Below are 17,635 nucleotides of genomic sequence, written 5' to 3' on the forward strand. Positions count from 1 at the left end.
TCTATTGGCATTGTAAATATCGTTACCGTAACTTCCCTGAAGGAAAATTGTTAAATCGAAATTTTATAGGTAAATGTATTATTGAAAGAGAATGTAAATTTAGGATTTGGATTTCCGATTATCGTACGGTCTTTATCGTTAATTACCCCATCACCATTCAAATCTTTGAAACGGATATCTCCGGGAGCTGTACTTGTCCCTGGATTAGAACCCGGATTTTGAGTGGCATGTGCACTTACTTCTGCCTGATTTTGGAAGATGCCGTCTGTAACATAGCCATAAAATACATTCACAGGAGAACCGGCTTGGATAATACCAAACATACGGTTCAGGTTATTGCCATCTTTTGCACCGGGAATAAATGTATTGCTGTTGATGTCTACCGCATTATTTTTATTGTGAGAAAACACAATGTCAGAAGACCATTTAAAATCATCTTTTACGATATTTCTTGTAGAAAGCATTGCTTCAATCCCTTTATTTTGAATTTTACCTGCATTAATGGAAGGCGTATACACATCAGAATAACCTGAAGTTACCGGTACAGACATCGGAACAAGCATATCGTTTGTATTTTTAACATATCCGTCAACCACCAAACTTACTCTGTTGTTAAACATATCCAAATCGAAACCTATGTTATACTGTTCCTGCCCTTCCCACTTCACATAAGGATTCGGAAGTACTGTTGGCATTACCGCACTTACAAACTGATTGTTGAAATTGTACTGATACGTGTTGTAAGAAGATGCAAATGAATAATTTCCGATATTTTGGTTTCCGGTAATCCCGTATCCTAATCTCAGTTTTAAATTATTGATTGTTTTGGAATCTTTAAGGAAGTTTTCGTTTGAAATTCTCCATGCCAAAGCAGCAGAAGGAAACCATCCCCATTTATTACCTGCACCGAATCTGGAAGATCCGTCTCTACGGATGGTAGCGGTAAGGTAATATTTTTCGGCATAATTATAACTTGCACGAGCCAAGTAAGACATGAGTGCCCATTCTGAAGAATTCCCGTGCTGAACCGGCTGCAAAATACCGTTATCTATCTGTTGTGTATTTTCACTGGCGAATTTCTGTACAGATGCATTAAGATAATTGAACTGGTTGGTTTGCGCACTGCTTCCTACTACTGCGTTCAGATTATGATTTCCCCAGATTTTGTCGTAAGTAAGCGTATTATCCCATAATAAAGTGATGCTTCTGTTTGAACCTTCATAGAGGTAAGAATTTTCCTGAGATTTTACACCCCAACTGTATTTAGGCGACCACGTTCTGTCGTACCAGATGTTTGCCTCTGCTCCACCCAAAGATTTGAATTTCAAACCTTTTAAAAGCTCTAATTCTGCATAGATATTCCCCTGCATATTATACCCTTTAGTCGATTTTTCGATGATACAAGCTTTCCCGATGGGGTTATCTATATCTCCATACAACAACGGGTTGGTTCCGGGACCAGCATAACTGCCGTCTGCATTATAAATAGGTCTAGTTGGAAGCGAAAGAATGGTTTCTTTTATATCATAACCTCCGGATTTTTTTACATCATGCTGTAATTTAACACTGTTTCCGATTTTCAGGAAAGGTTTAATCTTCGTATCTCCGTTAATCTGAACAATGAAACGGTCATAATTGGTATTTAAAACAACCCCTTTCTGATTGAAATAACTTGCAGAAACATAAAGATTGCTTTTTTCTGAACGATCGCCATAAGAAAGTGAGTAACTAGACATTACAGCAGGTCTGAATAAAGCTTTCACCCAATTGGTACCTGTACCTAAAGAAGAAGGATCAGAAAATTCCGGAAGAACGGGCATTCCTGCATTTCGGAGCATATCATTATTCAGCTGTGCGTATTGCGATGCATCCAAAAGCTTTATCATATTGCTTACACTCTGAATTCCCGTAAAAGTATCAAAATTAAGTACGCCTTTTTTACTACCTCTTTTTGTCGTAATAATTACCACTCCATTAGCACCTCTTGCACCATAAATTGCAGTGGAAGAAGCATCTTTTAGGATATTAATGGTTTCCACGTCGCTCATATTGATCTGGTTTAATCCACCGTTTAAAGGCATTCCATCTACAACAATTAGAGGATCATTATTCTGAATCGTTCCTGTTCCTCTAATTCTGAATGTTACATTGCTTCCCGGTTCTCCGGAATTGATAACGTTAACACCCGAAGCACGTCCCTGAATTGCCTGTCCGATATCTGCAACGGGCTGATTTTGGGCTTTATTCAAATTAATTACGGAAACAGATCCAGTAAGATCTTTTGCTTTAGCTTTACCGTAGCCAATGACAACGACCTCATCAATCTTCTGTTCTTTTTGCAAACTGTCTTTTTCCTGAGCAAACATGTTTCCAGAAAAGTAAAGCGCTATTACCGCAAAAGATAATTTCTGATATTTTATTTTCATTTAGTAAAGGTTTATTTATATAGTTTGTAATAATTCTTGTTAAAATTCCTCTGAATTTCTTTCTTAAAAATTCAAAAAGAATGTTAAGATTTCAGTTTCGTGAACCGATCATTAACATAAGGTTAATTGATTGTTGCTAATATATCCCTACTTAAAAATTAAAATACCCGCAGAAGACATCTGCGGGTATTTAGGTAAAGATTTAAAAGAGTTTTACAAAAAATAACTACTGATAATTAAATCATTAGCATTTTAACCTATAAAATAAAAAGTAAATTTATTGAGCATTTATAGAGCCAATTTCCATGATTTTGGCTTCAAAATCATCATTTTCAATCACCGATTTTGCTTTCACTTTACTCTTATAATTATAAATCGTCCTTAAAGAGTATCTTAAAAAATCTGAAATTTGAGCCGCATCATTAATTCCTAATCTTATTAAAGCATAGATTCTGAGTTCTGTATTGAGTACATCTGTAACTTCGTATTGAGAATCTTTCTTGATGAGTTTGTTCACCTCTGTAACAAAATTGGGATAAATTCTGAGAAAGGCTTTATCGAAACTTATGTATAGGTCATTTAAGTCTAATTCTACACTGTTTTTGTTATTAACCATTTCGGTTAATTTATCAATCTGACCAACAGACAGTCTTTTAGCAATCAGATTTTTATATTTTTCAAATTTCTTCAAATAAATAGAACACTGGTTGATGAAAAAGGCAACATATTCCTCTTTTACATGATTTGCTTCGTCTAACTTAGCGTTTGTTGCCTTCAAATCTGTGTTTAAAAGAGAAAGCTCATTTCTCGATTTAGCAATAATTTTTAACTGTCTGTAAATAAAATATGTAGTAACAACCAATCCCAATAATAAAAAACTGATTAAAAATACCGACCAACGCAATTTTGTGTTCTGCGAATTAATGGTAAGAAGATAAGAATTTTCAATAATCGGCTGTACTTTACTTATTTGTATACTTCTAAATCTGGCGTTATAGAAATTAGCATCTTCCAGAGCAGATTGTATATAATTGTAAGCTCTTTCGGTATCGTCTTTTTTATATTCCACACTTGCAAGCTCCTGCATAGATCGGTTTTCCTTCGTTGATGACTGCAAATCTGATATTGCGGAATAAATTAAAAACTTTTCCTGAGAATCTATATTTCCCAACTTAGCTTCTATAACTGCTTTACAATAGCTTCCTATCGCGTGTAGTCTGGTTCCTGCTTTTGTGGTTTGAAGAAACTTGTCAATATTATTATTAGCAGATTCCCAATCGTCATCTATCCTGTTTTTATGGCTTAAAAAAAGATAATAGAAAGGATCATTAGGTTTTAGAGAAGTATAAGCAGACTCGTAGTAATCTGCTAATTTCTTTTTGTAAATTTTGCCATAAAGATTTTCCTCGCCTGTATAATCTAAAAGGTTAGAATAAAGGCATTCATACGCAGAATTATAGGAAAAACGAAGCGGAAGAGGTAAATTTTTCTGATTGATTTTGTTCAGAATGTTTTCTGACTCCAAAAAAAGACCAGAAGTAGAAAGAAGAACCGACCTTTGGATAAGTGTCTGGTATAGCCAGGAATTATTTTTGTTTTTAAGAGCCAATTCTTCGTTGGCGTAAGAATAAGAATAAGCAGAATCGCACTGGTAACCCAAATATTCTTCTACAATTAAATAATTAAGTTGAAAATTAATGCTGTCTGAATTACCTCCAATATTTATTTTTGATTTTAAATGATTAATTTTTCTTTTCTTTTTAATTTCAAAAGATTTTTTTTCGCTGATGGTTTTATCCAATTGTCGCAGGAGTATTTCATTGGCATTTACTTTATTTTCTTTTTTACAGGAAAGCAGCACAGATGCTAAAATAAAGAAGGAAAAAATGCTTTTCAGAAACGGGCTTATCATATAAAAACGCAAATATATCTGCTAATTTAGTGAACAAAATTCAGTCTCCACATAATCCTCAGAACAAATTATTTAAATATTTAAATTAAAATGGTAATTATATTTTTGTTAAAATATTAAAAAAAATTGCGCTAATGAAGTATAATAGCGCAATTTTTATGATTTGAAAAATGCTTAAACATTTTCTTTTAAAAATTCTTCAATTTCCGCATTATCAAGTTTTGGATTGGCACCGGTATAGCTCGCCACCAAAGCACCAACAGCACTGGCAAAATCCAGTGCAGCATCAGGGTTTTTGTCAGATATCAATTTTGCGATCAAACTCGCCAGGAAAGAATCACCAGCACCAACAGTATCCGCCACTTTCACAGGATATCCGCCGTGTCTGTACATTACGCCTTCCCAAAGCAGGATTGAACCGTGTTTTCCTAAAGTCACACAGATGGATTTTGTATTGGTTTTGTCAGCGATAAAACGAATGTTTTCCTCCAAATCTTCGGAATTGAAACCCAGTTCTGAAGCAATTTCCAGAATTTCTTCATCATTAAATTTGATGAAATCTGCTTTATCCATCAGTTGTTTTAAAACTTCGATGTTATAATGCGGCTTTCGAAGATTTACATCAAAAACCTTAAACATATTGGGGTTAGAATCCAATAATTTGAACAAGGTATTTTTTGAAACGTCATTTCTACAAATTAGACTTCCGTAAAAGAATACATCCGCATTTTTGACCAATTTTTCAGTTTCTTCATTAATCGTAATAAAATCCCACGCAGACGGAAACTTGATTTCGTAGGTTGCTGAACCTCTTTCGTTTAGAGAAACCTGCACTACGCCGGTATTGTAATCCTCAACGGTAATAATGCCGCTGGCGTCCAGCTGATGGTCTTTGACATAATCGCAAATTACTTTGCCATCTTCATCATTCCCAATCGCGCTTATCATCGCTACAGGAAAACCAAAAGAAGCGGTTCTGAGTGCCAGATTAAGCGGTGCACCACCAATTTTCTTTTCTTCCCCGAATACATCGAAAAGCACTTCTCCATAACTGACGGCATTGATATTTTTATTTGAAAACATTAATTAAGGATTTTTGATATTAATATTACTGAATGTACTGTTTGATGTTCCAAAAATACTCCATTTTTTGTTAACAACATCGTAAACACGGTTACTGAACGCCACTTTATCGTTCACATAAACCACGCAAACATCATTGCTGATATAAGCGGTTACATTATAATTGGTTCCGGAAATGCCCGACAAAGGATAACTGTTGTCCAAAGTCTCACTTCCGCTGCTCATCACATAGCTTGCAATACGGTTGTTAGCGGGTTCAAAAGCGATTTTATAGCCATTTTGACCATCGTTATCCTGTGAAAGAATCAATCCCGATTGTCCGCTGGAAGATGCATTCAGCGTAAAATTGATTTGGTTGGCTCTCTGCAGTTTACTGAACATGACCTGAGACGTTCCTGACAGATTAAAGCTATTGCCGTTTTGGGAAGCCGTTCCAATGATTTTATCCACTGAAAGGGATGCATTATTTCCAAACACCGATGCAATGGAAGAAACTGGCTTTACACCTAAAGTTCCATCTGAGTTTTGCACCAATTTGTGCGTAACGAGATTTCCCGCCCAGTCTTTGCCGCCTGTATTGCTTTCAGGGACTTTTCTTGCCGTCCATCCTACCAGATAGCGGTCGGTATTATCAGATACCGTTTTTGCAGCATAAAGATAAGAACCATCCAAACGGTCGTTTGCAGGCGTTGTCCAAGGTCCGTTAGGAGAAGTGGCGATGCGGTAATGCGTTCCGCTGTTGCTGCTCCAGTTTTCGGAGAATACCAAATACCAATAATTGCCCATTTTGAATAAATCCGGACATTCCAGCATAATATAATTTTCGGATGCCGATGTGGTATAAATCGGATTTTCTACCGTCCAGTTTCCACTTGCAGGATTGGTTGTGGTATATTTTAAAACGACCGCTTTTTTAGCTGAAGTCTGCGCCGAAATCAACATCCAGTATTTGCCGTCCTCAGAATTGAAAAATACGTGCGGGTCACGGTATTCATAATCGTAATAACCTGCAGGAGCGGTCATTTTAAAGTTTTTAACTTTCGTCCAGTTCTTCAAATCGGTGCTGGTTGCCAACAAAACACTTTCTCTAGGATTGCTCGAGATGAATGATGCCACCTCGTTGTGCCCGGTATAATAGTAATAATAAGTATTTCCCACTTTCACAAGACTTCCCGTTCCTACACCAAAATCCGGCTCAGAGGCCAATCCATAAGGAATTTGTCTTCCCTGATAGTTAAAATCTTTAAAATTAGAAGTATCAAAGCTGTGAATGTCGTGGAAACCTTCGCCTGCAGGTTTGGTTTTAGCATCGTGAAGGAAAAACAAATGGAAGATTCCATTTTCGTAATACGGCATCACATCCCCCACGTAACCTGCCGTGTAATAAGGGTTATTCCCTCCCATCCACTGGTTTGGCGGAACCGGAAATACATTGGTCTGCTTAAAAATGTCATCCGGATTCACATCCGTCACCGAGTCATTATTCTGGCAAGAAAACATTGCCAAACCCATCACGGTGGCTAAATATACTTTTCTGATTGTCATTGGTTCTGATTTTAATTCGTTACAAGATAATTAAGGCTGTTTTCCGTCAGTTTTTTGATATTATCAAGGTAGCTGTTGGCTTGGCTTGGCGTTCCGTTAGATGTCTCGTTGTACCAATCATACGCGCCCATAGAAATCGTGATGCATTTTTTATTCGCCGTTCCACCTGGATATTCAGCAATTGCGACACGACCATCGAGGTTATTATCCCAAGCTTCACTCGCCAAATTGTTACCGCCGGTTTGGGTTCTCCAGCCTGCACCGTTGACGTAACCACCCCAATCCGGTAAAAACCACCAGGCGGTATGATTCAATCTAAAAGTCCCTTTTTGCAAAAGATTTGCTTTTCCGGATTCATAAGTCTGCAGTCCATCGAAAACAGGATGCGTTTCGTGCCCTTTGAACGAAATTCCCCAATCGTTATTGGCATCTACAAAGCCATTGGGTGGGAAATCTCCAAACACGTTGTTCGGTCCTTTGCCAGCTGGAACAACACCCAAGGCATCCACATACTGAGAAGCGAAACTCGTTAATAGAATATTTCCACCTGCATTCAGATAGGTTTTAATTTTAGAAGTAACATTCGCATTCAGCGCATCTCCCGGAAGTGCTGTTGCAGAATCAAAATGCCACCAAAGTACGCTGATTCCTGTTAAATTAACTGCGCCACTTGCAATATCCGCCATCGACACATAAACTGCACCTGAGAATTTCCCAAACAGCCAGTCCGCCGCAGCAATTTCGTCCGGGTTTGTAAGCCCCGTTCTGGTAGCTGCCATTCCGATAAAAGCGATAGAAGGTCCTGAAACCGGTGTTGTTACTTTTGCAGTATAAACCTCCGTAAGATTGGCATTAGACACCGTAAAAGATACCGGACTTGTAAAATTAATCGTAGTACCGGAAGTTGGACTGATGCTGACGCCAGTTGCTGTTTCGATAACAGGCTGTAAAGCTGTAAGGTCGGTTCCTTCCGGCATTACTAACGAAATCGTCTTGCTGGATGAATTAATCGTTGCTGATAATCCATTGATTTTAAAACTGATAATCGGAGCCTGAGCCTGAACGCTTACCGTATAATCTTTGTAGATATTTCCGTTTTTAACGCGGTATTTTACAGGTTGCGTAAAATCCTGAACCATACCGGAAGCCGGAGAAATGCTCGCACCTTGCGGAATTTCTATAACCGGAGAAATTGCTGTAACTGCCGTTCCGTAAGGCAAAGTCACCGTTATTTTATCATTTTGATTATCGATAACACCTGCCACACCATTCACTTTGAAAGAAGCGACATTCACCGAAACATCCGTCACCAAACCTTCTTCCATTTGGCTATCGCAAGACCAGACCAATGCTGCGGAAATCATCAGAAGGATGATTAATTGGAAATTTTTAAATATTGTTTTCATAAATGATTGTTTGTTTTAAAATGATTTACAAACCGCCAAATGCTTTCACGAACAATTGGCAGTTGCAAATCCTGAATTTAGTACCCATTATTTTGTTTGTACAAGCCCTGACTAAAGTTGATTTGAGCCAAAGGAATCGGACAATATTCCTCAATACCGTGGTCAAACCCTGCCTGAGAATAATAAGAACGTTTCGTTTTTTCACCCGAATAATACGTGTTCATCGTGCTTGCCGTAATCCCCCATCGTACCAAATCGAAGAAGCGGCTGCCTTCCATCGCAAACTCCATTCTACGTTCCCATCTCAGGGCTTTTCTGGCATAATCCTGTGTCCAAGTACAGTTAACACCCGGCTGATATTTGCTAATCAGGTTGTTGGTTGTATAACTGCCTGTCAAAATGGTGCTGTTAGCGGCACGCTGTCTGACTTGATTAATCAATGGTAAAGCGGCATCTTGCTGTCCCAATTCTATCAAAGCTTCTGCTTTCATCAACAAAACATCAGAATAACGGATGATGATTCTGTTTTTAGAATTTCCGTAGAACGGGTCTACATTCACGGTACAGCCACAACCTACCGGTACATTTTCTTTTAGAGAAGCATAATAACCGTAAGTTCCGGGGCTTCTGTTCCAGCTTTCCTGATAGATTTTATTTTCATCATATTTCCAAGGCAATCCCGGCAATGCTACCGTATGGTACAACCTAGGGTCTACTTTGTAATTACTCAACTGATTGTAATTCAAATCGGTATCATTAAAATTATCAAACATCGGCAAACCATTCGGCGTGGTTTTGAAAGCGTTGACCAAATTCTGGCTCGGCTTGTGGAAATCACAGCATCCCAAACCTTGTGGGAGAGAAAGCATATCACCATAATTCAGTCTTCCGAAAAGTGTTCCGTCATTATCAGAATACTGGATAGAGAAAACAGCTTCCGGGCCATTTTCGTGCGTTCCCGGGAGAAAATTATATCCAAAATCCGATTCCAGAGTATAATTCCCGATGACCTGATTCGCTGCATCAATGGATTTCTGAAGCGTTGCCGGATTAATTGAGGTTACTGTATAATTATTATCCTGCTCATAAGCCTGATACAATCTTACTTTGGCTAAATACGCATACGCAGCACTTTTCTTTGGTCTTCCGACTTCCGATTGTGTCATTGGCAAATTAGCAGCTGCAAATTCAAAATCTGAAGCAATCGCATCCCAAAGCTGTTGGTCGGTTTTGGCACGGTTGGAGATTTTCGGATAATCGTCAATGGGTGTATTTTCGTCTACATAAGGTACATATTTAAACAATTCTTTAAGCAAGAAGTAAAAATGACCTCTCACAAACTTCATCTCTGCAATACGTTTCTGCTTGTTCGGATATTGAGCATCTGTCAATTGGTTCAATGCTGCAATCGCCTTATTACATCGGCCAATTCCTACATAATTGAGATACCAAAGACGGTCTAATTCCCCAAAATCTGAACGGATGTTATTTGAAATTTCAAAAAAGTGAAAAGCCTGAATATCGTTCGTACCACTTCCGCCTTTGTAAGCGTCGTCTGAACGTACATTGCCGTATGGCCAAAGGCTGAAAGGCGTGTCATAATGGTCATTTCCCATAGAGGCATACGCTGCAACCACGAAACCATCTACATTTTGCGGTGTTACCACATCGGTTTCCGAAAGCACACCTCTTGGCTGATTATCAAGAAAATCATTACAGGACGTTATTCCCAATAAAAATGCAGTAGCTATTGTTAAAAGTATATTCTTTTTCATTGTAATTATCATTTAAAAATTAAAGGGATAAATTAACTCCAAAATTCACGGTTAAAGGCAGTGGATAACCAAATGCCGGCGTTTCCGGATCGATGCCGGTGAAGCTTTTGGACTTGATGGTCAAAAGATTTTGAGCACTGATGTAAATTCTGAAATTGGTGATTTTATATTGCTCCAAAACGTTTTTCGGAATGCTGTAACCGAGCTGTAATACTCTTAATTTCAGATAACTTCCGTTTTCAACATAATAGGAAGAAAATCTGGACTCTGCATTGCTGTCAACCGTCGTCAATGCCGGAATTGTTGAATTTGGGTTTTGTGGTGACCACGCATTCAGCAATCTTGTTCCTTTGTTGGAGCCCACGTCATCCACACTCCAGAAATCGGTCTGGTATTTTTTAGAATTGATGACATCCACATCGCCGATTCCCTGCCAAAAAGTTGACAAATCGAAATTTTTGTACGAAAAATTAAGGTTAAAACCATACATAAAACCAGGATTCGGGTTTCCAATCCACGTTCTGTCTTTATCATCAATCACGCCGTCGTGGTTCAAATCAGCGTAGCGGATTCTACCTAAACCTTTACCCGGCTGCGTTGCTGAATTATCTACCTCCGCCTGCGTTCTGAACAAGCCATCTGCTACATAACCGTACATCGAATTGATGGGTCTGCCGAGAATATTATCCGTAGTTCCGTTTCCGCCATAATTATTAATCACCGATTGTGGCAAGGCTGTAATCTGGTTTCTGTTCATCGAAAAATTCGCAGAAATGTCGTAACCAAAGCCACCGGCAGTTTTATCGCCGTAGCCTAAAGCTACTTCAATCCCTTTATTTTCCATTGAAGCACCATTAATCCAACGGTTTCCGCCTTCACCGATTACCCCTAAATACGGTGGCAAAACCAAGATATCTTTTGTCGCTTTTTTATAAATATCTACACTTCCCGTTAATTTCTGATTGAAAAATCCGAAATCCAAACCAAGGTTCGTTTGCGTTGTGGTTTCCCATTTCAAATCATCATTTTTGGTCTGCGTTGCAATGAAACCTGAAGGTAACAAGCCGCTTCCCACACCTGAAATATCGTAAGCTGTGCCGTAAGAGGTTGCCCAAGTCGGGTTTCCACCAGCATAATTCGCAATGTAAAGCGAGTACACCGCTGAGTTGCTGATTTCCTGATTACCCGTCTGTCCCCAACCTGCTCTCAATCTTAAATCCGAAAAGAATGGGATCAATTTCTCTGCAAAATCTTCTTTATTGATTCTCCAACCTGCAGAAAATGCCGGGAATGTTCCGAAACGGTTGTTTTTTCCAAATCTGGACGAACCGTCATAACGCAAAGTCGCCGAGAACAAATAACGATTGCCATAATCATAAGAGAATTTTCCGAAGTAAGACAATAAGCTGTAATATGTGGAAGTTCCGCCGTTGAAAGCATCACCGGTTCCCGCATCCGGATACATATAATCTGGATTTTCAATTAAAAAGCCTTCTTTCCTGAGCCAGGTATTGTTATACGTTTCTTTGTACATTTCCGTTCCGCCCAACAAATCGAAGTGGTGATTTCCTGCTTTGGCTGTGTATTGAGCCGTATTGGTCCAGGTCCATTTTTCTGTGTCGGATTGGTCGATGTTTACAGCATTTTTATCATTTTTAAGATAGCCGGAAACGTAACTTCTCTGTAAAGTTCGTTTGTAATAATTCGACATATCTATACCGAAACTTGACTTCAATGTTAAGTTTTTAACCACCTGCAATTCGGCGAAGGCATTTCCGAAAAACCTTTGGTAACGGTAACCATTATCTTTGTTGTAATTAAGCAAACGAACCGGATTCTGACGGTCGTTCATCCCGCCAACAGGTCCGCCCCAACCGATGCCATCCACGGTATGAACCGGAATAATCGGTAAAGCTCTCAAAGCCGGGTCCAGAACGCCCGGGTCCATCAGTTCATTGGTTTTATTATAAGTGAAGTTTTCACCTATTTTCAGTTTGCCGTCGAAGAAATTGTAAGACGTATTTACACGCGCCGACAATCTTTTGAAATCCGTCAGTTTCACGATACCATTGTTGTCGTAATATCCCATTGAGAAATAGTAAGACCCTTTATCTGAAGCACTTGACGCGGCAACATCCAACGAGTTGGCAACACCGGTTTGGGACACCTCATCATACCAATTTGTGTTGGCAGATTTAATGGTTTTTGCGGCATCTAGGTATTCCGGAACATAGCTGTTGTAAAGAGTTGGAACACCGTTTTGAACACCCCAGTCAAAGTTATAACTCAGGTTATTGTTGTTAGGATTCAATCCATCGTTGATATTAGCTTGCCAAAGCACCTGCCCAAATTGTTTTGCATTAAGGACAGAAGTTTTCTTAGCATATTGCGAAAAGGCTGTGTAATAATTAAGGTCGATTCGCATCTTGCCTTTTTTACCCTTTTTGGTGGTAATAATGATAACACCGTTTGCCGCTCTGGAACCGTAAATACTTGCCGAAGAAGCATCTTTCAGCACCTGCATTGTTTCGATATCTGCGGGATTCAGCTCGTGCATTCCGGCTTTGGTTGGTACACCGTCAATTACATACAGCGGGTCGGTATTGTTCAAGGTCCCGACCCCACGAATCAGGACTTTTGTATTGCCACCGGAAGGCGAACCGTCTGTACTAATGTTTACCCCTGCTACTCTACCTTGCAATGATTTAATCGGGTTGGGCTCGGCTTGCTTGTTCAAATCTTTCATATCAACCACCGCCACAGCGCCGGTAATGTCTGATTTTTTCTGTTTGGTATAACCCGTTACGATAACTTCATCAATCGTTTTTACTTTATCGGCAGCCAAAACAATGTTGAGAACGGTTTTCTCATCCACGACAACTTCCTGAGTAGAATAATCCGGATAGGTAAAAATCAGCTTGTTACCCTTTTGCAAATCATTGATTTGAAATGCACCGCTGTTATCCGTTGTCGTGCTGACGCCTGTTTCCGAAACAGTTACCGTAACACCGCTCAGAGGTTTCTGGTTGGGTGCAACGACTTTTCCTTTTACGATTTCCTGTGCAAAAATGTAGGAAAAAGGAAGAAGGCAAAACGCCACGGCTATTTTATATTTCTTCATATGATATAGTTTTTATTTGATATTAAGTTGATGCGCACTGACGCTTACAGAAGCCCCTTTGGTATCGGTTGACAGGTTTAATTCCGAGAATTTTTCGTTCGGGAAGAAAATTTCGGTTAAGACTTTTTCGCCATCGTTAAAGAAAATTTCTATCGACGTTTTGTCCAAAACCACCTTCATTTTTGCGTTGCTAAGCAATTGGTCAAAAGGTACTTTTGTCACCGGCGTTGCATAATGGTTTCCAAAGTTTATTTTGCCAGATTTTGAACGGTCTACAAACAGTTCCTTATTGTTGTTATCAATTCCGAAAAGCACTTCTTCGCCCAAATAATTTTTAAGTGAGAAAGTATAGGTTCCGGCCGTCAATTTTTTTAAATCCAAATCCAAAACGGCTTTGCTAAGGTCGATGTCTGACGAGCCCAAAACCTTATTTTCAGCTTTTAGATTGATTTTTTTCTGAATGGCTTTTCCTTCATAAGCCTGAAGTTGTTTTACCGGAACATTTTTTAAGATGTAAGCCTCTTTTGTTCTTTTCAGGGAAACTTCTCTTGCCACCGTCATACTGCTTCTCCAAGCTTCTGTAGGCACTTCCTGTGCATATTCCCAATTGCTCATCCAGCCGATAATTACCCTTTTTCCGTCGGGAATATTATCAAAAGAGACGCTGGCATAATTGTCTTTTCCCCAATCGAGCCAAGCGGCTTTGTCTTTCTGAAGTTGTTTCGTGAACAAGTCGTCCACCGTGAAAGTTTTTCCGTCAAAATCTCCGACAAAATATTGTCCTGCAGAACCTTTATTCGGTCCTCCCGGGTTGATATTAACAATCAGTACCCATTTTTCTTCTTTGGTGCCTTCCACTTTTATCGGAAACAAATCCGGGCATTCCCAAACGCCACCGTGAGCACCCAAATCTTTCCCGAATTCGGATTGAAAAGTCCAGTCTTTCAGGTTTTTGGAGGCATAGAAATGCGCTCTATCCTGTGCTGCCAAAGCCATAATCCACTGTTGTCTTTTGCTGTCCCAAGTGACTTTCGGGTCGCGGAAATCTTTGATTCCCGGGTTTTTAAGTACCGGGTTATCACTGAATTTTGTCCATCTTTTACTGTTGTCCAAAGTGTAGGCAATACCCTGAGATTCGACATCGATTTTACCGTCTTTCTCACTGTTCGGATTGTGGTAGGTGTAGATGGCGACAACCGGTGTATTTTTGGCATCACCGAAACCAGACGTATTATTTTTGTCCACCACGGCACTTCCGGAGAAGATATAACCCAAAGCATCCGGCGCCAAGGCAATCTTCTGCTCTTCCCATTTTACCAAATCTTTGCTCGTGGCGTGTCCCCAATGCATTGGTCCCCACTTGTTCCCATCGGGATAGTATTGGAAAAACAAATGGTAAACGCCGTCTTTGTAATAAAGCCCGTTTGGGTCGTTCATCCAGCCTTTTTTCGGGCTGAAATGGAAGTTGGGTCGGTAAAGCTGCTCTTCCGAAACTTTGGGCGCCGACTGTGCGTGGAGACCATTGTAAAAGCTGGCAGCGATGATGAATGTGGATATTATTTTTTTCATTACGATTATTTTCTTTCTTAATCTTAAGCTTGATGTCTTAAGGATTTTGTTTGTTTGGGTTATTTAACATTAAGATTTTTAGTTAATTAAGATGAAATAATTAAGAAATCAATAGATTGATTTTTCTTAAGTTATTGAAGCCAAATAGTCTTAATTGGTTTTCGTCGAACCTAAGCTTCCTTCTTCTTTTCCTTAAATCTTTCTCAATTGGATGGACCAATGTTGAATGGATAACAAAATCTGTTTTATGCCGAATCCCGCAGCCCGGCCTGAGCGGAAATCCTTTTTTTGCGGAGGATATAAGTCTTGGCAAAAAAAGATTGGGAGCGGAGGACGGATAAGCTGCCCAAATTTTTATTGTTATTAACTATTCTTTGGTTAAAATTTTACTGAGTTTTTCCAATGAAACGCCTTTGGTTTCCGGCATCATAAAAATGACGAACAGCAACTGGAAAACCATGGCGATGGTGAACACTAAAAACACGGTGCCCGCGCCAATTGTGGAGAACAACATCGGAACCAGAGACGGGATAATCGCCGCCAAAACCCAGTGCGTGGAGCTGCCAAAAGCTTGTCCCGATGCGCGAAGCTGATTGGGAAAAATCTCTGAAATAAAGACCCAAATCACCGTGCCCTGACCAATGGCGTGCGCCGCGATGAAGAGAAATAAAAAGATTGGAATCGCCAGGCCTGTCCAATGGAAATAAAACGCCATAGAAACCAATCCCAACGAAATAATATAGCCGATGGAACCAATAAACATCAGGGTTCTTCTGCCGACTTTATCAATCAGATTAACGCCGACTAAGGTGAAAACCATATTCACGATGCCTATCCCGATGCTGCTGAGCAAAGCGGTTTTCTCGCCTAAACCGGCCTCACCAAAAATCCTTGGTGCATAATATAAAAAAGCGTTAATCCCCGACATTTGGTTAAAAAAGGCGATGAGAAATGCCAACATCAGCGGGAAACGGTATTTTTTCATAAATATATTTTCCTTTGGTGCTTCGGCGTGGTCGTCTTCCATCTGAGAAATCACCGCATCAATATCCTGGTCAGGCGTGATGATTTTCATCACTTTTTTGGCGTCATCAATTTTGCCTTGTGAAACCAGCCATCTTGGACTTTCCGGAATGGCAGCCACACAAATCGTATAAATAATGGCAGGAATAGCCTGAACGCCCAACATCCAACGCCAATCGTTATCACCAATGCCGCTTAACAAATAATTGGACAAGAATGCCACCAAAATCCCCAAAACTATGTTGAACTGGTACAAGGAAACCAATCTGCCACGGTCTTTGGCCGGTGCAATCTCGGAAATGTAAGCCGGCGCCGCAATGGTAGAAGCACCAACGCCCAAACCGCCCATAAATCTGAAAAAGGCAAATATATAAGGATCGTGAGAGAAGGCCGTCCCAATAGCTGAAAGCGCATATAAGACACCAATGGCCAACAGGGTTTTCTTTCTTCCGAATTTATTGGTTGGGATGCCGCCAAAGATAGCACCAATCACTGTTCCCCATAATGCCATTCCCATTACGACGGCGCCGTGAAAGGCGTCTGAACTATGCCATAATGCTTGTAATTTTTTATCGGCGCCGGAAATTACCACGACATCAAACCCGAAAAGAAATCCTGCTAAAGCTGCGGTAATAGACCACATCATAATTTTGTTCATCTCAAAGAAATTATTTATTTGTTGATGGCTAATATATCCCGAGATGCGACTGGGCAGGTCTAAATTTGTAACAAAATGTTTCGAGAACGTTAATTGAATGTTAATATTTTACATTTAATTGATTATCAATGTTTTATTTTGAATTGAATTTTATAAAAATGAGGTATTGTTTCGAAAATGTAACCTCATCTTACAATTATGTTACGGGATTTTACAACTTTTGGAAATGCCTGAACGATAAACGTTATTAAAAAATTAACCAAAATATGTTCTTTTTTAACCTAAAAGGAAATATGCTGTATCCATCGAAAAATTATGTTGTATATTTCCTTATTCAATGTTTCTAAACCTTAATGGAAAATCTATTAAAAAATCATATCGGTGAACTTGTTGATATAACGACTGAAGAGTTTGCGATTATAAAAACCTACTTTACGCTTCAAAATCACCCTAAAAAACATCTTTTGGTAAAGGAAAATCATCAGGTTAATGAAATGTTTTTTGTGGCAGATGGTTTGTTAAAATGTGGCACGATGGACAACAGCGGGAAAGAACATATTTTGCAATTTGCGACCCAAGATTGGTGGATTACCGATTTCCAAGGATTTTTTCGGCAAGAGAATGCCAGCTTAGACGTCCAATGCCTTGAGGATTGTGTATTGTTTGCGATTAGCTTCGAGAATTTTGAAAGTCTTTGTCGGGATATTCCTAAAATGGAACATTTTTTCCGGGTCAAATCCAATTTGGGATACGTGGCTTTGCAACGCAGGATTATGTCCCTGATGTCCGACACCGCCAAGGAACGTTATAAGGCTTTTCTCCGGCAATATCCCAATCTTTTTCAGCGAATTTCTAAACAAACCCTTGCTAATTACCTGGGCGTCACCAGAGAAACACTGAGCCGATTGCAGTTTTGATTTCTTTTTTATGAAACATAATCGTGAGTATCTTCACGATTTTTTGTGATGTATGTCCTTGTCATTACCTTATTGTAATGTATAATTTTGTAAGGAATTAGTTAAACCCAAATCACGCAGTTGAAATTTTTTGAGATAAGTCTATGGGGTAATCCCAAATTCCGACGAACCATTTTCTGCGTTTTTTGGTGAGTGCAATC

At 39.4% G+C, this 17,635-nt stretch carries 10 protein-coding genes; 1 reads left to right on the plus strand and 9 read right to left on the minus strand.

All coding sequences use genetic code 11. The features are described from left to right. Positions 1–50 precede the first annotated feature (50 nt). The 9 genes from IV513_RS08045 to IV513_RS08085 all read right to left on the minus strand — a co-directional run bounded on the left by IV513_RS08045 (position 51) and on the right by IV513_RS08085 (position 16,518). The gene (locus IV513_RS08045; protein ID WP_209390083.1) at positions 51–2,426 is read right to left on the minus strand and encodes a SusC/RagA family TonB-linked outer membrane protein; all 2,376 of its coding nucleotides are present in this window, start codon (positions 2,424–2,426) and stop codon (positions 51–53) included. A 277-nt stretch (positions 2,427–2,703) separates the two neighbouring features. Continuing rightward, positions 2,704–4,338 (minus strand): DUF6377 domain-containing protein, encoded by a 1,635-nt coding sequence (locus IV513_RS08050; protein WP_209390084.1) that lies wholly within the window; start codon positions 4,336–4,338, stop codon positions 2,704–2,706. Between the two features lie 174 nt (positions 4,339–4,512). After that, on the minus strand, positions 4,513–5,421 hold the full coding sequence (locus IV513_RS08055; protein ID WP_209390085.1) for a carbohydrate kinase: 909 nt from the start codon (positions 5,419–5,421) through the stop codon (positions 4,513–4,515). A gap of 3 nt (positions 5,422–5,424) precedes the next feature. Then, a complete protein-coding gene (locus tag IV513_RS08060) occupies positions 5,425–6,966 on the minus strand; it encodes a glycoside hydrolase family 32 protein (protein ID WP_209390086.1) in 1,542 nt (513 codons plus the stop codon). A gap of 11 nt (positions 6,967–6,977) precedes the next feature. Beyond that, positions 6,978–8,372 carry a DUF4960 domain-containing protein gene (locus IV513_RS08065; protein WP_209390087.1) on the minus strand — a complete coding sequence of 465 codons (1,395 nt, stop codon included), beginning with the start codon at positions 8,370–8,372 and terminating at the stop codon, positions 6,978–6,980. Between the two features lie 77 nt (positions 8,373–8,449). Further along, entirely contained in the window at positions 8,450–10,147 is a 1,698-nt protein-coding gene (locus tag IV513_RS08070; protein ID WP_209390088.1) for a RagB/SusD family nutrient uptake outer membrane protein, read from the minus strand. A gap of 19 nt (positions 10,148–10,166) precedes the next feature. After that, positions 10,167–13,268, minus strand: a complete 3,102-nt coding sequence (locus IV513_RS08075; RefSeq protein ID WP_209390089.1) for a TonB-dependent receptor — start codon at positions 13,266–13,268, stop codon at positions 10,167–10,169. A gap of 12 nt (positions 13,269–13,280) precedes the next feature. Next, positions 13,281–14,837, minus strand: coding sequence for a glycoside hydrolase family 32 protein (locus tag IV513_RS08080; RefSeq protein WP_209390090.1), 1,557 nt, complete (start codon positions 14,835–14,837; stop codon positions 13,281–13,283). A 367-nt stretch (positions 14,838–15,204) separates the two neighbouring features. Beyond that, entirely contained in the window at positions 15,205–16,518 is a 1,314-nt protein-coding gene (locus tag IV513_RS08085) for a sugar porter family MFS transporter (protein WP_209390091.1), read from the minus strand. Between the two features lie 353 nt (positions 16,519–16,871). Between IV513_RS08085 and IV513_RS08090 the strand changes: the two genes are divergently transcribed. Beyond that, positions 16,872–17,435 carry a Crp/Fnr family transcriptional regulator gene (locus IV513_RS08090; protein WP_209390092.1) on the plus strand — a complete coding sequence of 188 codons (564 nt, stop codon included), beginning with the start codon at positions 16,872–16,874 and terminating at the stop codon, positions 17,433–17,435. Positions 17,436–17,635 lie beyond the last annotated feature (200 nt).

Origin of the sequence: Chryseobacterium sp. RR2-3-20, assembly GCF_017808115.1 — a bacterium.
GTDB classification, from domain to species: Bacteria; Bacteroidota; Bacteroidia; order Flavobacteriales; family Weeksellaceae; genus Chryseobacterium; species Chryseobacterium oryzae.